The 19,638-nt window shown below is 41.0% G+C and carries 18 protein-coding genes, 16 tRNA genes and 1 pseudogene; 1 reads left to right on the forward strand and 34 read right to left on the reverse strand.

What is annotated here, in order from left to right:
* Positions 1-12 precede the first annotated feature (12 nt).
* The 19 genes from ASU35_RS20780 to ASU35_RS13965 form a co-directional block, all read right to left on the reverse strand.
* The gene (locus tag ASU35_RS20780; protein ID WP_058353595.1) at positions 13-246 is read right to left on the reverse strand and encodes a YdcF family protein; all 234 of its coding nucleotides are present in this window, start codon (positions 244-246) and stop codon (positions 13-15) included.
* 30 nt (positions 247-276) lie between these two features.
* Positions 277-525, reverse strand: a complete 249-nt coding sequence (locus ASU35_RS20785) for a YdcF family protein (protein ID WP_058353596.1) — start codon at positions 523-525, stop codon at positions 277-279.
* Between the two features lie 211 nt (positions 526-736).
* A tRNA-Leu gene (locus ASU35_RS13885) sits at positions 737-816 on the reverse strand.
* Between the two features lie 62 nt (positions 817-878).
* Positions 879-951: transfer RNA gene (locus tag ASU35_RS13890), tRNA-Lys, on the reverse strand.
* Positions 952-954: 3 nt separating this feature from the next.
* Positions 955-1,026, reverse strand: a tRNA-Gln gene (locus tag ASU35_RS13895).
* A gap of 29 nt (positions 1,027-1,055) precedes the next feature.
* Positions 1,056-1,129 (reverse strand) — tRNA-His (locus tag ASU35_RS13900).
* Between the two features lie 56 nt (positions 1,130-1,185).
* A tRNA-Arg gene (locus ASU35_RS13905) sits at positions 1,186-1,259 on the reverse strand.
* A gap of 20 nt (positions 1,260-1,279) precedes the next feature.
* Positions 1,280-1,350, reverse strand: a tRNA-Gly gene (locus tag ASU35_RS13910).
* Positions 1,351-1,368: 18 nt separating this feature from the next.
* A tRNA-Pro gene (locus ASU35_RS13915) sits at positions 1,369-1,443 on the reverse strand.
* Between the two features lie 117 nt (positions 1,444-1,560).
* Positions 1,561-2,040, reverse strand: coding sequence for a metallophosphoesterase (locus ASU35_RS13920; protein ID WP_058353597.1), 480 nt, complete (start codon positions 2,038-2,040; stop codon positions 1,561-1,563).
* 3 nt (positions 2,041-2,043) lie between these two features.
* Positions 2,044-2,646 carry an XTP/dITP diphosphatase gene (locus ASU35_RS13925; protein ID WP_058353598.1) on the reverse strand — a complete coding sequence of 201 codons (603 nt, stop codon included), beginning with the start codon at positions 2,644-2,646 and terminating at the stop codon, positions 2,044-2,046.
* Positions 2,647-2,663: 17 nt separating this feature from the next.
* The gene (locus tag ASU35_RS13930) at positions 2,664-3,773 is read right to left on the reverse strand and encodes an N-acetylmuramoyl-L-alanine amidase family protein (protein ID WP_058353599.1); all 1,110 of its coding nucleotides are present in this window, start codon (positions 3,771-3,773) and stop codon (positions 2,664-2,666) included.
* Positions 3,774-3,829: 56 nt separating this feature from the next.
* Positions 3,830-4,996: a THUMP domain-containing class I SAM-dependent RNA methyltransferase gene (locus ASU35_RS13935; protein WP_058353600.1), complete on the reverse strand. Its 1,167-nt coding sequence runs from the start codon at positions 4,994-4,996 to the stop codon at positions 3,830-3,832.
* Between the two features lie 84 nt (positions 4,997-5,080).
* Entirely contained in the window at positions 5,081-5,377 is a 297-nt protein-coding gene (locus tag ASU35_RS13940) for a rhodanese-like domain-containing protein (protein WP_058353601.1), read from the reverse strand.
* Positions 5,378-5,942: 565 nt separating this feature from the next.
* The gene (locus ASU35_RS13945) at positions 5,943-6,416 is read right to left on the reverse strand and encodes a DUF1700 domain-containing protein (RefSeq protein WP_058353602.1); all 474 of its coding nucleotides are present in this window, start codon (positions 6,414-6,416) and stop codon (positions 5,943-5,945) included.
* A 14-nt stretch (positions 6,417-6,430) separates the two neighbouring features.
* On the reverse strand, positions 6,431-6,907 hold the full coding sequence (locus ASU35_RS13950; RefSeq protein ID WP_058353603.1) for a chemotaxis protein CheX: 477 nt from the start codon (positions 6,905-6,907) through the stop codon (positions 6,431-6,433).
* Positions 6,908-6,960: 53 nt separating this feature from the next.
* Positions 6,961-7,034 (reverse strand) — tRNA-Arg (locus tag ASU35_RS13955).
* A gap of 63 nt (positions 7,035-7,097) precedes the next feature.
* Positions 7,098-8,801, reverse strand: a complete 1,704-nt coding sequence (locus tag ASU35_RS13960; RefSeq protein WP_058353604.1) for a Na/Pi cotransporter family protein — start codon at positions 8,799-8,801, stop codon at positions 7,098-7,100.
* A 212-nt stretch (positions 8,802-9,013) separates the two neighbouring features.
* Complete coding sequence (locus tag ASU35_RS13965; RefSeq protein ID WP_058353605.1) at positions 9,014-9,871, reverse strand: Ig-like domain-containing protein; 858 nt, start codon at positions 9,869-9,871, stop codon at positions 9,014-9,016.
* A 167-nt stretch (positions 9,872-10,038) separates the two neighbouring features.
* On the opposite strand from ASU35_RS13965, the gene ASU35_RS13970 reads away from it, so the two are divergent.
* Complete coding sequence (locus ASU35_RS13970; RefSeq protein ID WP_058353606.1) at positions 10,039-12,114, forward strand: serine hydrolase domain-containing protein; 2,076 nt, start codon at positions 10,039-10,041, stop codon at positions 12,112-12,114.
* Between the two features lie 73 nt (positions 12,115-12,187).
* Here ASU35_RS13970 and ASU35_RS13975 read toward each other — a convergent pair whose 3' ends face one another.
* The 15 genes and pseudogenes from ASU35_RS13975 to ASU35_RS14045 form a co-directional block, all read right to left on the reverse strand.
* Complete coding sequence (locus ASU35_RS13975; protein WP_058353607.1) at positions 12,188-12,904, reverse strand: hypothetical protein; 717 nt, start codon at positions 12,902-12,904, stop codon at positions 12,188-12,190.
* A gap of 76 nt (positions 12,905-12,980) precedes the next feature.
* Entirely contained in the window at positions 12,981-15,056 is a 2,076-nt protein-coding gene (locus tag ASU35_RS13980; protein ID WP_058353608.1) for a heavy metal translocating P-type ATPase, read from the reverse strand.
* A complete protein-coding gene (locus ASU35_RS13985; RefSeq protein ID WP_058353609.1) occupies positions 15,053-15,328 on the reverse strand; it encodes a DUF6110 family protein in 276 nt (91 codons plus the stop codon). The genes ASU35_RS13980 and ASU35_RS13985 overlap by 4 nt, the downstream gene beginning before the upstream one ends.
* A 67-nt stretch (positions 15,329-15,395) precedes the next feature.
* A pseudogene (locus ASU35_RS13990) lies at positions 15,396-15,638 on the reverse strand (transcriptional repressor); the annotation flags it as partial.
* Between the two features lie 69 nt (positions 15,639-15,707).
* Positions 15,708-17,891, reverse strand: coding sequence for a ferrous iron transport protein B (gene feoB, locus ASU35_RS13995; protein ID WP_058353610.1), 2,184 nt, complete (start codon positions 17,889-17,891; stop codon positions 15,708-15,710).
* A gap of 85 nt (positions 17,892-17,976) precedes the next feature.
* Positions 17,977-18,198: a FeoA family protein gene (locus ASU35_RS14000; protein ID WP_058353611.1), complete on the reverse strand. Its 222-nt coding sequence runs from the start codon at positions 18,196-18,198 to the stop codon at positions 17,977-17,979.
* Between the two features lie 23 nt (positions 18,199-18,221).
* Positions 18,222-18,434 (reverse strand): FeoA family protein, encoded by a 213-nt coding sequence (locus tag ASU35_RS14005; RefSeq protein ID WP_058353612.1) that lies wholly within the window; start codon positions 18,432-18,434, stop codon positions 18,222-18,224.
* Positions 18,435-18,606: 172 nt separating this feature from the next.
* Positions 18,607-18,680: transfer RNA gene (locus ASU35_RS14010), tRNA-Arg, on the reverse strand.
* A 14-nt stretch (positions 18,681-18,694) separates the two neighbouring features.
* Positions 18,695-18,780: transfer RNA gene (locus ASU35_RS14015), tRNA-Leu, on the reverse strand.
* Positions 18,781-18,785: 5 nt separating this feature from the next.
* Positions 18,786-18,858: transfer RNA gene (locus ASU35_RS14020), tRNA-Val, on the reverse strand.
* A 52-nt stretch (positions 18,859-18,910) separates the two neighbouring features.
* A tRNA-Asp gene (locus ASU35_RS14025) sits at positions 18,911-18,984 on the reverse strand.
* 18 nt (positions 18,985-19,002) lie between these two features.
* Positions 19,003-19,075: transfer RNA gene (locus tag ASU35_RS14030), tRNA-Thr, on the reverse strand.
* Between the two features lie 25 nt (positions 19,076-19,100).
* Positions 19,101-19,174: transfer RNA gene (locus ASU35_RS14035), tRNA-Ile, on the reverse strand.
* Positions 19,175-19,197: 23 nt separating this feature from the next.
* Positions 19,198-19,269, reverse strand: a tRNA-Glu gene (locus ASU35_RS14040).
* A 52-nt stretch (positions 19,270-19,321) separates the two neighbouring features.
* Positions 19,322-19,393, reverse strand: a tRNA-Asn gene (locus ASU35_RS14045).
* Positions 19,394-19,638 lie beyond the last annotated feature (245 nt).

The following is a 19,638-nucleotide window of genomic DNA, read 5'->3' on the forward strand; positions in this document are numbered from 1 at the left end:
CGTAGTCCTAGCTTAAGAGCTATAATACCAACACTCTTTTCGTTTCTTGAAAATCAAAATAATTCCATTATTAAAAGCAACAAAGCACATCTGCTTCATATTTTCAAAGTTATCATTGGTTCCAAAATTATGCCAGAGTCCCAGGGATACAACAGGAAGCTTTAAGCCGCTCTTTTTCCTTTCTTTAAGAATCAGTTCACGGCTGAATTTCATATTCTCATAGGTATTGGTTGAAACATCTTCCATCCATATTCTTTCTTCAGAAATTCCTTTTTTTCAAAAGATACCCCTCATAGCCTCCGCCTCAGAAACTTCCTCGCCAGAGCCCTGTCCACCAAATACCACGATTACCGTTTCCAGATTTTCCTTTCCATATTCCACTGCTGCTTCCAATCGGTATTTTAAGGAGCGGGTAATTTTAGTCCCCCGTATCTGGCAACCCAGCACAATTAAATAATCTGCCCCTGGCTGTGGTCTTTTACTGCCATAATAAAGGAATACCCAGGGTAATTCCCAATACTCCACTAATACCCAAAACCAACTAAAAGCCGAGGTGATTCCCGCATATATGCAGATAATGATGAAATAAGAGCCCTCCTAAAACCATCCAAAAAAACATAAGTTTTCTCCTATTCCCTTCTATAATATTATTATACTCATCGTCACAAACACTTTCAATAACAAAAAGAGCCCCAGAAACTAATCATAGGATTAATTTCTGGGGCCCTTGTCAGACTGCGGGTAACAGGACTTGAACCTGCACGGTCTCCCACTAGAACCTAAATCTAGCGCGTCTGCCAATTCCGCCATACCCGCATAATTATAACTTTCCTATTGAATAAAAAAATCCCGTAACACCACAGGTGCCTGGGATCTAATGAGACATCGGGGACTCGAACCCCGGACAACTTGATTAAAAGTCAAGTGCTCTACCACCTGAGCTAATATCCCATACTGGGCTAGCTGGATTTGAACCAGCGAATGCAGGAGTCAAAGTCCTGTGCCTTACCGCTTGGCGATAGCCCATCATTATCTTACTGAGCTTAAAGAATAAGGGTGGATAGAGGGACTCGAACCCTCGGCCTCCAGAGCCACAATCTGGCGCGCTAACCAACTGCGCCATACCCACCATGTTTCTTCCACCTACGGCTATAAAACAAAAATTTACTTTAAACAAAGTAAAAGCGTGCCAGAAGGGATTCGAACCCCCGACACACGGCTTAGAAGGCCGTTGCTCTATCCAACTGAGCTACTAGCACGTATTCAACCTTTCGGCTGAAGCGGGTGATGGGAATCGAACCCACGTATCTAGCTTGGAAGGCTAGTGTTCTACCATTGAACTACACCCGCACAATATTAAATTTTTAATCGGGGTGACAGGATTCGAACCTGCGACCTCTTGATCCCAAATCAAGCGCTCTAGCCAAGCTGAGCCACACCCCGTTTTTTTGAGGTTTTTTGTACCCCTTAAGGACAATACTTATTATAGACTATAACAAAATAAATGTCAACAGTTTTTTTGAATTTTTTTAATTTTTTTTATTTTTTGTATTATTCCCACTATTTTACATAATTTAAAGTAAAATGAATCTCTCCATTCCTGTCCAATTCTACAATCGCATAGGTAGGAATCCTTCCTTCCTGCCTCGGCTGGGATATACTTCCCGGATTCAGAGCCGTCACATCCGTGCTGGTATCCAAAAGCGGCATATGGGTATGCCCAAACATAACAATATCAGCCCCCATCTGTCTGGCCCAATCCTTAATCGTCTCTGTCCCATAATGAACTCTATAACGATGCCCATGAGTTAAAAGAACCTTGTAGCGTCCTATCGTAATCAGTTTTTCCCGCTCCAGGTCAGAAAAATAATCATTGTTTCCGGACACCATCTCCACCGGGCAGCTTACCTTGTTCTGGATAAATATCTCGCTTCCTTCTAAATCACCCAGATGTATCAGCATATCAGGCTCTACCGTCTCCAGAACCTTTTCTAAATAAACATTTCTTCCATGCGAATCACTTACCACTAATATTTTCATCAGTCAGATTCCTCTTTCCTTTAAGCATTCTTTCATTAACCTAAGAGCCTTGCCCCTGTGACTGATTTCATTTTTTCTCTCCGGCGGTAGCTGTGCTGTCGTCATTCCAAGCTCCGGCACATAAAAAATCGGATCGTAGCCAAATCCATTTTCTCCCTTTTCTTCATAGCCAATAACACCTTCGATAGTTCCCCGTACCGTAATGACTTCTCCATCAGGAAAGGCACAGGCAATTGCAGACACAAAGCGGGCACTCCGTTCTTCTCCCTTGGCATCCCTTAAAAGCTCAATGATATGATTATTTTTTATTGTATATGGCGTATTCTCTCCCATGTAACGGGCAGAATACACCCCCGGTTCTCCATTCAGATAGTCTACCTCAAGCCCTGAGTCATCAGCCAGTACGATTTCTCCTGTCAGCTCCATAATTGTTCTTGCCTTGATGGCTGCATTTTCTTCAAAGGTTGCCCCGTCCTCTACGATATCAGCTTCTATGCCCGCCTCCTTCATGGAAACAGGATCCAGCTCCATATCTGCAAGAATCATCCGAACCTCCCGCATCTTGCCTTCATTCCCTGTTGCAAATATAATCCTCCGGCGTCCCATAGGTAAACTCGTCCTTTCTATTCTGTCTCCAGCTGTGAAAAAGCCTTCATCACAGCCTGATATATGTATTCTGCCATCTTTTCCTGATTTTCCTTTTTTATAATAAATTCTAAATCTGATTCATTACTCATGAAACCAGTTTCAATCAAGGCTACTGGCACCTTGGATTTCCCGATAATATAGATCTCATTATTCTTTACAAGCCCCCGATTAGCAAGATTGCCGTTTTCCGTCATGCTTTTCAGACAAAGCTCTGCCAATGCTTTGGAATCAAATTCCAGCCCCTTTTGGTTCTTCGTACCATACAAAACCTCACACCCTTTTGCCGTGGAGCTATCACTGGAATTACAATGAATGCTAATCAAAAGATCTGTTTTTAGTTCATTTGCTAAATCAATTCTCGGATTCAGATATACCTTTTCATCTGAAAGGCGGGTATAATATACCTTTATTTCCTCTTTATCTAGAAGCTTCTTTAAGTGCTTAACAATGCTTAAATTAATATCCTTTTCATAATATTTCATATCAGGGGAATAAGTACCGATGTCATTGCCTCCATGACCGGCATCCACTACCAAAATCCGGTCATACAGCTGGGATGGCTCCCACAGCTCAATATAAATCGCCTCTTTATCCTCATAAATCTGGTATGCATAAAGGCTATTAAACTCTACCTCATAAACTGCGGTATAAGAAAAGGCTTCCGGCACATAATCATATACAAAGCTCACCTTTTTAATACTGGTGTCTTCTTCATTGCCTCTAGACAGACTTCCCCTGGTAAAGCTTTTATCCTCCAGACCATAAATTGACAATCGAAGACTGCGTTCCATATATAAGTCTTCCATTGATACCTCATAGCTTTTAGATTCCGGCTTTTCAATTACCAGATACGGCTCTGCCAATTGATTTACAACCATGCCAGTTTCCAAATTGGTATATATTTTCTCAGCCCCTAAATCCTTTGCTTCCTCCTGGGAAATAACTCTCGCACTATCTACCTGTACATTTTCACCAAAGGATGCATTTGCAACAGAGGCCGTTCCCATTCCATAAGAGGTTACCATAGTTCCAAGCATAATAACGATACTTTTCGCCGCCAGCTCTCTAAGCAATTTTTCCTTCATGAATTCCTCCTGCATAAGTCCTACAACTGTAGAAATTATACTATATCTGTCGAAATTTAGCAACCGTTTTCTTTGTATTTCTGGCGTTTTGGCGGCTTTGGCCCCAGGAACTGATAATAATAGGTTTTCATCATACCATTATAAATTTTTCTATTTTTATCTGCCTTTCGCCCCATATATTTTTCTGCCTCCTCAAAGGCTGTGATAATGTAATAAGACCAGCTGTCCAAGCCTGCAAAGGTTTCTCCCATTTCCTTATAGAGCTTTGGCATCGCGGCCTTTTCCTCCAGCCTCTCTCCATAGGGTGGATTCGTAATAATAAATCCATATTTCTTTGGATTCTTCAGCTCCTGCATTGGACGCTGCTGAAAATGGATGTACCTATCCACACCGGCAAGTCTTGCATTTTCTCTGGCGGCCCGGACAATATCACCATCAATATCATAGCCCTGGATATTCATTTCTACATCTCTTTCTATAAGATCCTCTGCCTCTTCTACAGCCTCCCTCCAATATTTCTCAGGAATCAGATGATGCCATCCCTCCGAAGCAAAGGAACGGTTCATCCCCGGAGCAATATTAGCTCCTATCATTGCTGCCTCAATGGGAATTGTACCACATCCACAGAACGGGTCAACTAAAATGCGGTCATTTTTCCATGGAGTCAGCATAATAAGTGCTGCTGCCAGTGTCTCTGTCACCGGGGCCTTACTGGTCAGCTTACGGTAGCCTCTTTTATGCAGAGACTCCCCAGAGGTATCAATACCAATCATTATCTCATCCTTCATAAAAGCCACTCGAATTGGAAAAGCTTCTCCTGTCTCCGAGAACCAATCCTTTTTATATTTGAGCTTCAACCGCTCTACAATCGCCTTTTTCATGATAGACTGGATATCCGAAGGACTGTAAAGCTTGCTTTTAATAGAATTAGCCTTTGCAACCCAGAATTTTCCATCCTCAGGAATATAATTTTCCCAAGGCAGAGCCTTTGTTTTTTCAAACAACTCATCAAAGGTCTCTGCCTTGAATTTTCCTACCTTTAAAAGTATTCTCTCTGTTGTTCGTAAAAATACATTAGCACGGCAGATGGCTTCTGCATCTCCCAAAAAAGTTACCTTCCCATCCTCTACTGAGGTAATATCATACCCTAAATCATATATTTCTCTTTTTAAAACTGCCTCCATTCCAAAATGGCATGGTGCAATCAGTTCAAATTTTTCCATGTAGCTATATTCTCCTTTTTAACTTACTCCTTTTTTCATTATGACTGATTTAGAGCGTGACGTCAATTGAAATCATCTATAAAATCAGAAAAGCTCCCGGAATTGATGCACTCCGCCGCTTACTGTAATTATTCTGTTTTTCCAATCCTTTAAATCCCGGGCAGCCATCAGGCTCACATTGCCCCTGTCACAGTAAAAAATAATGATAGGATAAGGCAGCAACCACTTTTTCCGATCCTCAAGCTCCTCATAGGGAATATTAACAGCTCCCTTGAGATGGTATTCCAGATATTCCTTTTTATCCCTCAAATCCACTATAATTACGTCGCTGCGTCCCAGATATTCCTCCAGTTCCTTTGGATGAATGACCTCAAAGCCCATACCCGGCACTCCTTTCCTTTTATTTTATCATATTCGTTATTACATAAAAATGGCACAGCCCAAGCTGGGCCATGCCATTTTTGGAACTATTCCTGCTTTCTCTTAGTTATTCTGGTTCTTATTTGTACCGGAAGCATCCTGATAAGAGTTAGAAGTCTTATTCTGAGATCCCTTATTATTAGTACTGTTTTTACTATTACTAGTGCCATTAGATGTCTTATTAGACGTCTTGTTCTGGGAAGTTGTATTCTTAGAAGAATTATTTAAGTTTTTTTCCATTTTTATAGTCCTCCTTGGGATTTGTTTTTTGTTACACGAATAGTATATCCTATAGACTAAAAAAATAATCTGTAAGGATTTTACAAATTTTTTTGTCTGATATGGTTGCAATTTAATTTTTTTTATATTATAATGCTTCTATGCTAATGTTTACCCCTTATGAACATTAGCACACCCCTTATTAATTATTTATACTCCCCTCATAGGAGCCGTGAACCCCACGGCTCCTATACTTTTTGATTCAAAAAAAGAAGCAGAGCTATTCTCCGCTTCTTACCTGCCCTAACTATCTGAAAAATGAAATAATTACCCTGATGACAAATACGACAACCAGCACCGGGAGAACTACAGAAAAGAAAATCTGAATTCCTAATCCAGCAACTGCAATAACAACAACAATTACCAAAAGCAAAATCAACAATGCCAGAAGCTTCTGATACCAGGTAAGCCCATCCCAGGTGTAAGTTCTGTAATGGACATTTGTCTGACCGGATTCCCGTCTTTCGGTTTCTTCGTCATACTGTGCCTGTCGATAATTCTCCTGGTAGCTTCCCTGTCCTTCTCTGGACATTCTGGCATCCATAATAGTCCTTGCTATCAGTCTTGGGTCACCAAGCTCTGCTAACTTCTGGTCTTCTGTTTTTCCATTATTTTCGCGAATATAGCTATCATAGTACTGTATATGATCTGCTATCTCATAATCTGGTATCTCACCCTTTAAAGCACTTTCTAGTACTGCTAAAAACTCGTTTCTGTCCATAAATTATTCTCCTGCTAATTTTTTGAAACACAGATATAGATACTGAAAAATTCTTCTCCTTCTAAAAGCATTGGTACACGGATTGACTGGATATCTGCCTGCAAAATAAGCTTATTTCCAGACATAGAAAGAGGCGGAGTGATATCAATAATAATCCCCTGATTAGAAAACAGGGTAGCTGTATTTCCCATAATCATATTGCCAAGCTCACCCAAAGCCGAACGGGAAATCTCATCCAGTTCTTCTACCTGCATACCACACATCATACTGCTGGCTATCTTTTTCGCATTCTCCTGCGGAATCACTAAAAGCACCTGTCCCTTCATCTGACCAGTAATACCGACCTGTATAATAAACATACTATTTTCAAACTTAAGCTCACCTGCCGCCGGCTTGCCAACTCCCAGTTTAGTCTGCACCATGCTTTCAAAAATACTCATAGTGGACATTAAAAATGGATTAATATAGTTTACATCGATTGCTGGCTTCATCACTTATCCCTCCATATAAATAGCAAAGACTCGGCTTCTGCCGAGTCCTTCAACGTGCGTGAAAGGAGTCGAACCCTCGACCTTCTGGTCCGTAGCCAGACGCTCTATCCAGCTGAGCTACACGCACATGGTATAGAATTCCTATACCAGTTAATATACCACAATCATTTTTAAAATGCAAGGAGAAATTTTATAGCTCCTCCTTGTCTGCCAAAGCAGCCTGCTCCAGCTCGTTCTCATCTTCGCTTTCCTCCAGAATAGAGAACGCAATATTGGTACCATGGTCTGCTACTCTCTCCAGGTTAGATACTAAATCAGAGAAAATCATACCAGACTCCGGACTACATTCATCCTTAGTCAGTCTCTTTACATGGTTTCTCTGTAGCTGCTTTTCCATTGTATCAATCTTATCTTCCAGCTCCAGAATTTCCTTCAGATGCTCTTCACTCTTTTCTCCGAACATTTCCAGAGAATAACCTAAAAGCTCCTGCGTTAGGGTAAACATTTCTCTAAGCTCTTTCTCCCCTGCTTCACTGAACGTGATATCATCTTCTACCATTGTTTTTGTAAAATCAGCAAGGTTCTCTGCATGGTCACCAATACGCTCTATATCACTGACTACATGGAACAGTGCTCCTAACATCTTACGGTCTCCCATTGGCAGAGACAGCTGGTTGACCTGTACCAGGTATTTCGTAATTGCTTCATTCATATAATTGATAAAGTGTTCGTTTTCGTAAACCTTTTCTGCTTTATCTATATCCATATTAAACAGTGCTTCCATTGCCATATCCAAATTTTCAAAGGCAATCTTGCCCATCCGGATAATCTCACGAATAGCCTGTGGCACAGCTGCTGCTGGAGAATATACGGTATGCTCACCAATATATTTTAAGTGCTGGCGGTCTACCTTTTCATCATCTCCTGGTACTAAAAGCTCACTCAGTTTGACAATCCAACCCGTAAATGGGAATACGAGAAATACCTGGAACATTTTCAAGAAGGTATTTGCATTCGCTACATCCTTAGCCAGCTTATCATTGACTCCATTCACTGCGATATTTGGTACGTTTCTGGTAAAGAAATTTAAAATCTCTATAATTTCATCCATAAAGAACCACAGCATCAGAGCATTCACAATAGCACCGACAATATTAACAATCAGGTGCACCAGTGCCGCACGCCTTGCATCCTTCTTTCCATTCAGAGAAGCTAAAAGTGCAGTGACACAGGAGCCTATATTACAACCCAGGATAATATAAAATGCAATTGGCAGCCCTATCAGCTCCTGAGAAGCCAGTACCATAACAATACCAATGGTTGCAGAGGAGCTCTGTAATACAGCTGTAATTATAAAACCTACCAGAATACCCATCACAGGATTCTTAAGAGAAGACAGCGTGTCCACCACAGCAGGCATACTTTTTAAGCCTTCCATAGCTCCGGACATCATGTCCATACCAATAAAGAGTATACCAAAGCCCAGCACTACTTCCGCACTCTTTCGCACGGATGGCTTCTTGGAAAACATAATCATACAGACACCGGCAACAACAAAAATCGGTGCAACTGCTGTCAAATTTAAGGCCAGCAGCTGACCGGTAATGGTTGTACCAATGTTAGCACCTAAAATAATACCAACTGCCTGAGATAGATTCATCAGCCTTGCATTTACAAAGCTGACTACCAGCACTGTAGTTGCACTGGAGGACTGAATCACCGCTGTTACCAGTGTTCCTACTATCAAACCAACGAACTTGTTCCGGGTACAGGCAGCCAGCACACTACGCATCTTAGCACCTGCCACCTTTTCCAGTCCATCGCTCATCATCTGCATTCCATAAAGGAAAAGCCCAAGGCCTCCCAATAATCCAAGCACTATCTCTGCACTCATTTTTTCCTCCTAAGCACTCCTGCTTTTAAAATATTCATCTGTACTTATATTTTAAATCAATTTTACATTTCATATGCACTTAATACTTTAATATAGTTTTTACTACCTTGCAAGAGGTATTTTTATATAAAAAATTTGTTAGAAAATCTTTTATTTTGTACAAAAAACAGGGGATAGACTAAATAAGTCCGTCCCCTGCAATAAATTCAATATTATTTTGTAAAAATAAGGGAATTTACGAGGTACTCTCCTGCTTTGTGTACATCCGGAGTTACTGTGTCACCAAAGCTATTAATTGTTATCACAACCAAACAACCATCATTAATTATATAGTATACCTCCTGCTGAATAGAAAGCTCTGCGTCATTTGGCTTAATCGTTCCTGTAATAGAAATCTTTATTGCCTTTCCATTATCAAGAGCTACTTCATCAAAAGCATATGTTGACAGAGTTCCATTGTTGACTGCCAGATTAGCCTCTGCAACTTCTTTCGACTGCCGTTCTTTCAAAAGCTCTTTCCAGATTTCAAAATATCCATCATTTACAGCTTCTTCTTCCATAACTATAATATTAATATTAGACACATAACTTCTTTTTACGGCATCCTTTTCCGTCAAAGAAACACCAGTGACCCCCTCTGCTTCTTCTGTCCTTACCGCCCAGTCCTCTGGGGCCGCTGCTGTATACTTACCAAACTTTATTTCCTTTGCTTTAAAAGGAGCCTTTTCCACATACTTATTTACCGGATTCTTTACGGTTACCTTGCAGGTGTATTTCTTGCCGTCTACTTTTGCTGTAATCGTAGCTGTACCAGCCTTCTTTGCCGTTACCTTTCCCTTTGAGCTTACTGTTGCTACAGATTTTTTGCTAGTGGACCAGGTTACCTTCTTTTTAGCACCTGTTATTTTCAGCGTAAAGGATTTTCCTACTGTTAGAGTCTTCTTCGTTGCAGAAATCTTTACTGTCGCAGCCTCTGCTACTACAGTCTGTGACATCGGCACTCCCACAGGTGCTACCAGAGTCAAAGCTAATGCCAGTGCCATTACTCCTGTTAATTTCTTCAATTTCATTCTAAATTCCTCCCTATCCTTTTGCAAATTAAATCGCCTCTTTGGATTCCTTTACATTATAATCTTTTCCTCCAAAAAATTCCTTACATTTTTCTTAAAATTATTACTTTTTAGTCAGGTTATGTTAAAATAAAAAAATAACTAAATTACAGGGAGGAATTTTATCCATGAAAAAAAGATTTTTAAAAACTAGTCTTTGCCTTATACTTTCTGCTGTTCTGGCAATTTCACCAACAGTTTCTACAGCCCAGGCTGCCCAGACGACTAGTACTGCAAAGACACAGGCTGTCGCTTCTGATACCTTAAAAGCCAGTGCTGAAAAAATGGCAGCAGCCATTACCAGTGTCTACGGTGCCACCAGTATTCAATATGCCTTAATTGCCGATGGAGAAATTCTTCTCTCCGGTCAGGCCGGTTATAACAACGTAGCAAAAAAGACTGTTCCAACTTCAAATACCAAGTACGGTATTGGCTCTATCAGCAAGATTTTTACAACCCTTGCTGTATTAAAGCTGGTAGAGCAGGGAAAGGTAGGTCTGGATACTCCGGTTGTAAGCTATGTTACTGATTTTAAAATGGCTGATAGCCGCTATAAGGATATTACTGTTCGTATGCTTTTAAATCATTCCTCCGGGTTAATGGGAAGCACTCTGGATAATAGCATTCTTCTGGGACAGGCTGACTCATATGCCCATGACCATTTTCTGGAAATATTGAGCACACAGCGTTTAAAAGCGGCTCCAGGTGCCTTTTCTGTTTACTGTAACGATGGATTCACCCTTGCAGAGCTTTTAGTTGAGCGTGTCAGCGGCCAGAGCTTTTCCAGCTTTATCTCCTCATATTTTACCAATCCTCTCGGCATGACTAATACAAAAACGCCAGCAGATTCCTTCAAAACCTCTTCCCTTGCAGGAATCTATTCCGGCAAAACAAAGCTTCCTTATGAAAGCCTCAATGCCATTGGTGCTGGTGGAATTTATTCCACTGCTGAGGATTTGTGCCGCCTTTCCACTATTATAACCAGCTCTACCGATTTACTTTCCCAGGAACTCATTGACTCCATGGAAAAGGAAGAATACAAAAACGGCCGATGGTCTCCTGAACATGATTCTGCTCTCTCCTATGGTCTTGGCTGGGATAGTGTAAATACCTGGCCTTTTACCCAGTATAACATCAAAGCTCTGGTAAAAGGCGGTGACACTCTGAACTACCACGGAAGCCTGATTGTTCTTCCAGAGAAAAACATGGCTGTTGCCGTACTTTCCTCCGGTGCCTCCAGTGCTATCGATCAAATTATGGGGCAAAGCCTTTTACTGGAGGCTTTAAAGGAAAACGGAAAAATTCAGGAAATCCTGCCTGATAAATCCTTTACCGCTCCGGTCAAAACAGCAATTCCTGATGAACTATTGAAATATGAAGGCTACTATGGAAACTATTCCGCTCCATTTAAAATTGCTATGGAAAAGGAAGGCACCCTTACCCTTACCGTAAATGGTACTCCTCAGAAATTTATCTATGGTGGCGATAATAAATTTTTCAGTCCAGATGGCAGTACCAGTATTTCCTTTATCGAGGACACCGGAAATACCTATTTCTATGTTTCTATGTACCAAAAAGTACCGCTTCTTGGCCAAATTGCCATGTCTGTCTACCAGGGCCAAAAGCTGACAGCAAAGGAACTGGATGCCACTACTGCAAAAGCATGGGAAAAGTATCTGAATAAAGATTATTTTGTTGTATCCGAGCGGTATAATTCTGCTCTATACACCAGTGGACTGTTAAAGAAGCGTCTGAAGCTTAGTGAAGAACTTCCAAACTATATTGACTCTGACGAAATTACAGATTCCTATACGCTCTCTGCTGTTGTACAGATTCCTGGGATGTATGGCCGTGACCTGTCAGATGTGAAAATGACCACACAAAATAAGACCGTCTATCTGACCAGTGGTGCCATGAAGGCCATTAGCGAAGATGCTGTTAAAAATCTTTCTACCAAAAAGAGCTTCAGCGTCACAATTCCAAAGACTGAGTTTGCAAAATACTATAAGATCAGCAGTAAATCTGCAAATAAGACAATCAATGTTACCCTTCCAAAAAAGGCCTCTTTTGCCGTATATGATAAAGCTGGCAAGCTGACCTTCAGCTCCCTGCTTACCGGTAAAACTACTGCCAAGCTTCCAAAGGGAGGATACATTGTATTTGTTGGAAATATAAAGGCCACCTTTAAGGTAGCTTATAAATAACCCTTGTAAATAAGTGTCCAAAAATACAGCCTCTAAAGTAAAACTTTTGAATTTACTTTAGAGGCTTATTACTTTATTGTTCATAAACAGGCTTTTCTGCTTTAATACGTTCTTTCAGGACTTCCTCAATATATAAAAAATCTTCCTGCAAAAGAGGATTATTCCATTTCGATTTCGCAATCAAAAAAGAAGCCTCTGCCAAATCATAATTCTCTTTTTCCAGCTCCATTAATATATCAATAACCGCAATATTCCCTCCATACACGGGAGATTCTCTATAGGCTTTAAATATTTTCAAACTTTCTTGATAAATAGACCTTGCTTTCTCCCTTTGGTTATCATAGTAGTAGTTACAGCAAAGATTTAATTTATATATCATTTTCAGTACACCAGACATTGGATTTTCTGAAACACTCTCCAGGAGTTCAATCGCCCTTTTATATTCCTTCTTTTCTGAATAACCCGCCGATAAATTAATGGTAAACAGAGTTCTTAAATATATGCCTTTGGCTTTTGATAATAAAGCATTAACACATTGAATATATTCATCCGGTTTTTTTGCTTCTAAAATTTTAATAGCTTCTTTCATTTTTTTCCCATAATATTTGATATAATAGTAAGCAAAAATAATACACCCAATGATGACAATACCGCTGGTTATATAATAAATTCTCCAAAAAATATCATCAGGGACATCGACCATACCTTTGATGATACCAATACTTAACCCGAATAACATGATACATGCAAAGAGCTTTATGTATTTTTTAAATTGTCGCTTCATCTTCATCTCCATCTTCCTTGATGGTGTTAGTATAAAGCTTAAAGTTTTAGTTGTCAAGCTTTTTGATATGTTTACTGAGAAATCAGGTAAGTAAATCCTGCATACTCTTTAAGCTGATTGCTAAGGTCGAGGTGTTGTGCAAAAGAGAAGAAGTCGTTGGCTGAATAGCACCGCTAACTCCTAGTGCAATCAAGGCAGTATTAATACCTGCAATAGCCCAGTAATTTTTCTGTATCCGCTTTACCAGACCGTTACTGATGGCCTTTAGGGTTACAATTTCATATAAATTATCTGCACCTATCGTTATATCTGCAATTTCCCGGGCAATCTCTGCACCATCGCTAATAGCAATTCCAACATCTGCTATTGACAAAGCCGGAGAATCGTTGATACCATCACCTATCATGATTACTCTTCTGCCCTGTTTCTTTTCCTTCTCAATAAATTTCGCCTTATCCTCTGGAAGCACCTCAGAGTAGTATTCATCAACGCCAATCTTTGCAGCTATAGCCCGTGCTGTTCTTTCACTGTCACCGGTCATCATGACCAGTTTCCGGATACCAGCCCTCTTCAGCGAATTAATCACTGCTGCAGCCTCCTGCCGTAAAGGATCTTCAATACAGATAACAGCAGCCAGAACATTCTCTATGGCAAGATATAGATAGGAATATTCCGTTGGCATCTGAGCGAGTCGCTGCCTCATATCCTCTCTTACTATACAGCCCTCATCCTCAAATACAAAATGATAGCTTCCAATTATAGCCCTTTTCCCATCTAGTGTGGTCGAAATACCATGAGCAACTATGTATTCCACTTTAGAATGAATTTCTTCATGTACCAGATTTTTCTCCTTTGCAGCATCAACAACTGCTTTTGCTATAGAATGCGGAAAATGCTCCTCCATGCAGGCTGCTATTCTCAGGAGCTCATCTGGCTCTTCACCATTCATGGAAACTACTTCTGCCACGGTTGGCTGTGCAATCGTGAGTGTACCCGTCTTATCAAATACAACCGTATCTGCCTCTGCAATAGCTTCCAGATACTTTCCACCTTTCACTGTTATATTATAAAGGCTTGCTTCTCGGATAGCCGAGAGCACAGAAATTGGTATTGCCAGTTTCAGAGCACAGGAAAAGTCAACCATCAGCACTGACAGTGCACGAGTTACATTTTGAGTCAATAGATAGGTCAGAGCTGTACCTGCCAGCGTGTATGGTACCAGTCTGTCTGCTAAATGCTCAGCCTTTCCTTCCATGGCAGATTTCAGCTTTTCCGATTCCTCAATCATGGTAACAATTTTCTCAAATCTGCTGGATTCTGCTGTTTCTTTCACCTGCAGAACCAGTTCGCCTTCCTCCACCACTGTCCCTGCATAAACATATCCCTCTTTTTTCTTGTATACTGCCGATGATTCTCCAGTCATAGATGCCTGATTTACCATAGCCTCACCAGAAATCACTGTTCCATCAAAAGGTATTACATTGCCCATATGTACAACAACATAATCTCCCACCGTAATTTCTGATGCCGGTACCAAAGCTTCCTTTTCATCACTTAAAAGCCATACCTTGCTTATATTTAAGGACATGCTCCTTGCCAGATCTTCTACCGATTTCTTATGGGTCCATTCCTCCAGTACCTCACCAATTCCAAGTAAAAACATAATAGATCCAGCAGTATTCATATCACCACGAAGTATTGATACCCCTATTGCTGTCGCATCCAAAACAGCTACCTCTATTTTTTTTCGACTCAATGCTTTTATGCCATTCCAAAGATATTTTACTGCCTTTACTGAAATCAGTCCACATCTTAGTGGATAGGGCATAAAAAGCCTGCTGCCAGCTCGAAGTATGACCCGATTAACTAGCTTTTCCCAATATTTCCGATTCAGCTTTCTTCCTGAGTTTCGTAGAAATGACTCTGGTACCGATGCCCTTTTATAGGAAAATCGCTTCAACAGCTCCAGGATATTTCTTCTTTCTCCCACGTAGCATAAAATTATGTCCTGTGTGCGCTCCTGCACTTTAACGAAAGTCACCAGCTTTTGACTACTAAAGTAATAATGAAGTATATCTGCTTCTTCACAGCTCATCCGTCTTTGCTGAACATGAATACGCATGCGACCATGGATTTCATGCTTTATAATAAATTTCATTCGATTTCTTCTCCATCGATTTCTTCTTCCATTGCAACACGTTCTTCATTTATCTGCTGTGCTTCTGCATATATGTCCTCTGCATTTTCCTGAATTATCGTTGCCGTTTTCATAATACAGTCTTTCGCTCGAAGTACAGCAGCCGTACAGCCTGTATATATCTTTCTTGCATCTTTACTGGACAGCATTTTTATTCCTGCTGTTCCAAATAACACACCTGCTGCAAAAATTCCTGTTTTCTTTATATCCAACTTTTTAAAACAATTCCACATAATAATACCTCCGCTTCTTAAATGCTAAACTCAATTTCCTTGTCTTCTATTCCCTATTTACCGATTCAATTTTATACATATTCTTCCTGCTGATTGCACCAATCTCTTCTAATGTATTAATCATACGATAGACAGTTGCCGCACCAATCCTGGAATTCTGGTGGACAGCTTTATAGTAAAGTTCTTTGCAGCTAGAACAGTCCTCTTCTAAAATGATATCTAAGAGCATCAAACGCTGCTTAGTTATTCGCAGCCCCTGCCTTTTTAATTTCCGAATAATTCTGTCCTTTTCTTCTTTTTTTGAATTCATCTGATTCTTCTCCTTAATACAAAACCGGGGATTGCAGCCCTTCAATGCAATCCCCCTCCTGCCTGCTGCCTATCTCGCTCCAACCATCTTTTTCATACCAAAATTTAAAGTCCTGCTTTCCCTATATGGTCTGAAAATCAGATACAGGAAGCCTGCTATCAAAAGAAATGCCACTATTGTCCCAATTCCGAAGCTGCCCACTGTAAGCAGAGTTCCAATCTGATAAATGCAAAGAGATACAACATAAGCCAGGACAGTCTGATAGCCAATTGCAAACCAAAACCATTTTACATTGTTCATCTCTCTTTTAATTGCTCCCATCGCTGCAAAGCAAGGTGCACATAAAAGGTTGAATACCAGGAAGGAATATGCTGCCACACTTGTCATACTGCCTGCCAGCTGACCCCAGATTTCTGCACCATCCTCTGAAACCTCTGCAAATCCAAACAGAATGCCAAAAGTACCTACTACATTTTCCTTTGCAATCAGGCCTGTAACAGCTGCAACTGCCATCTTCCAGTCGCCCCAGCCCAATGGTGCAAAAATTGGTGCAATTATGCCACCCATCGCCGCTAAAATACTGCTATCCAGCTGCTCTGCCTCAAGCATGCCGAAATGTCCGTCTACCCAGCCAAAGCCCTGTAAGAACCAGAGTACGATGGTTGATAATAAAATGATAGTTCCAGCCTTTTTAATAAAGGACCAGCCACGCTCCCACATACTTCTTAGCACATTCCCAACAGTTGGCATGTGATATGCCGGGAGCTCCATAACGAATGGTGCCGGTTCTCCAGCAAACATCTTGGTTTTCTTAAGAATAATTCCAGAACAAATAATAGCTGCAATCCCCACAAAGTAAGCACTTGGAGCTACCCAAGAGGCACTGTCAAATAAAGCACCCGCAATCAAGGCAATAATAGGAAGCTTTGCCCCACAAGGAATAAAGGTAGTTGTCATAATCGTCATCTTACGGTCTCTGTCATTTTCAATCGTTCTGGATGCCATAATTCCCGGTACACCGCAACCGGTTCCGATCAGTATAGGAATAAAGGATTTTCCGGACAGTCCAAATTTACGGAAAATACGATCCATGATGAAAGCAACTCTCGCCATATATCCACAAGCCTCTAAAAATGCTAGAAAAATAAACAGTACCAGCATCTGTGGCACAAAGCCAAGCACTGCACCAACACCTGCTACAATACCATCCAGAATCAGAGACTTAAGCCAGTCAGCACAGCCAACTGCATCCAGGGCAGCCTCTACCAAAACAGGAATACCAGGAACCTCTAAACCAAAAAAGCTCCAGCCCTTATCAAACACTCCATCATTTGCCCAATCCGTCGCCCAGGAACCCACAGTAGTAACTGAAACATAATACACAAGCCACATAACAGCTGCAAAAATAGGCAGTGCCAGCCAGCGGTTTGTAACAATCCTGTCAATTTTATCAGAGGTAGTCATCTCCCTCTTTTTACTCTTAGTGCAGCACTCTCCAATAATCGAAGAAATGTACACATATCTCTCATTCGTGATAATACTTTCTGTATCATCATCAAATTTATCCTCTAACCTTTTAATTTCAGCAGTCACATCAGGGACTGTCGTCATCTGCTCTGCAATCTTATCATCCTTTTCCAAAAGCTTAATTGCAAAAAATCTCTTCTGTTCCTCCGGAATAGAAGTATCCAGATGCTGCTCTACAGTACGGATTGCTTCCTCAACCTCGGCTGCAAACTCATGCACCGGAGCTGCCGTATTTTTCTGCTGTGCTAAAGAAACTGCCTTTTCAGCTGCTTTCTTAATACCTGTTCCCTTTAATGCAGAGATTTCAACAATCTCACAGCCCAGACACTTACTCAGCTTATCAATATGTATCTTATCTCCATTCTTCTCAAGAATATCCATCATATTGATTGCCATGATTACCGGAATACCAAGCTCCATAATCTGAGTAGACAGATACAAATTTCTTTCAATATTTGTTCCATCTACAATATTAATAATGGCATCTGGTCTTTCATTAATCAAATAATTTCTAGCAACGACCTCCTCCAGTGTATAAGGAGATAAAGAATAAATACCAGGTAAATCCATAATGGTTACATCCTTATGTCCTTTCAGTTTACCTTCTTTCTTCTCTACCGTTACACCCGGCCAGTTGCCAACAAACTGATTGGAACCGGTCAATGCATTAAATAATGTTGTTTTACCGCAGTTAGGATTACCTGCTAATGCAATTTTAACTGACATTTGAATGCTCCTTTTTCTATCTTTTCTTTGTGCTATCTACTTATAATTAGTTTTCACTAACTAATATTTAAAAAAATAAACGCTCCTACTCAATCTCAATCATCTGTGCATCTGCCTTACGCAGGGACAACTCATACCCCCTTACGGTCACCTCAACCGGATCTCCTAAAGGTGCTACCTTCCTAACAAAGACATCAACGCCCTTTGTAATTCCCATGTCCATAATACGTCTTTTTACCGGGCCATCTCCAGTCAGTTTTTTTACCTTAACCGTCTGTCCGCAGGCAACTTCTCTCAATGTTTTCATAAAACTCTCCTTCTTTCCTTTTCCTACACCATTATCTTATTTGCCATGTCTTTTCCAATCGCTACTCTGGAATCTTTGACATTTACAATCATATTTCCACCGATTTCAGAAACAACAGTCACCGTGCCACCAGGTACAAAGCCAAGGTTCTCTAAAAATCTGCGGGTTTCCTCTTTTCCGCCTACCTTTTTAATAATGCTTGGTTCTCCTTCTTTTACCATTGATAACGGCATCATATCATCCCTTTCTTTTTTATTTGATAATGATTTTCATTTCTACACTAGTTACTATAACCTAACTCAATGCTGTTGTCAAGATTTTTTTGAAAATTATTCTCATTTTCTCCCATTCCATCACCCTCGAAATTTTCTTCAAAAAAAAGAGTATATCAATTTGATATACTCTAAGCGTGCGTGAAAGGAGTCGAACCCTCGACCTTCTGGTCCGTAGCCAGACGCTCTATCCAGCTGAGCTACACGCACATATTAAATTGTAATGCCGGCGACCGGAATCGAACCGGTACGGGAGATTAGTCCCGCAGGATTTTAAGTCCTGTGCGTCTGCCTGTTCCGCCACGCCGGCATTGATGGGACCAACAGGGCTCGAACCTGTGACCCCCTGCTTGTAAGGCAGGTGCTCTCCCAGCTGAGCTATGATCCCATGGGAAATGACTATTAAAGCCACCAGCATATCTTTGAAAATTTCAAAGAAACGACCCAGATCGGACTCGAACCGACGACCTCCGCCGTGACAGGGCGGCGCTCTAACCAACTGAGCCACTGGGCCAAAATCAAACTAACTAACAGCCGACGATCGGACTCGAACCGATAACCTGCTGATTACAAATCAGCTGCTCTGCCAATTGAGCCACGTCGGCAAAAGAACAGTTTACGTTCTTTAAGTGGACCTTCGGGGACTCGAACCCAGGACCGATCGGTTATGAGCCGATTGCTCTAACCAGCTGAGCTAAAGGTCCATAATGCAGATAGTTGATTTCGATGACTCCGACGGGAATCGAACCCGTGTTACCGCCGTGAAAGGGCGATGTCTTAACCGCTTGACCACGGAGCCGTATAATCTATTATATCATTTCTATTATGCTATTGTCAATTAGCAAATAGAACTCCCCGAGTTGGGCTCGAACCAACAACCCCACGGTTAACAGCCGTGTGCTCTACCATTGAGCTATCGAGGAATAAAGGTATAGATGTAAACATCTATTTGATACCCTCAAAACTACACACTGCCTATCATCCAAATTTATTGTAGACAACCGGTCATCTCAAGGCTTTGCCTTTCGATGTCATTTGCAAGCAAATGTCATCTGTCTGTCAGAATTGCTCCCGAAAGCTAGCTTTCTTCGCATTCTTCCAGCCATCCACCGCTTGTCTTCCTTTTTGGTCAAGCCCTCGACCTATTAGTAACAGTCAGCTCCATGCA

The organism is Acetivibrio ethanolgignens (genome assembly GCF_001461035.1).
Taxonomy (GTDB): domain Bacteria; phylum Bacillota; class Clostridia; order Lachnospirales; family Lachnospiraceae; genus Velocimicrobium; species Velocimicrobium ethanolgignens.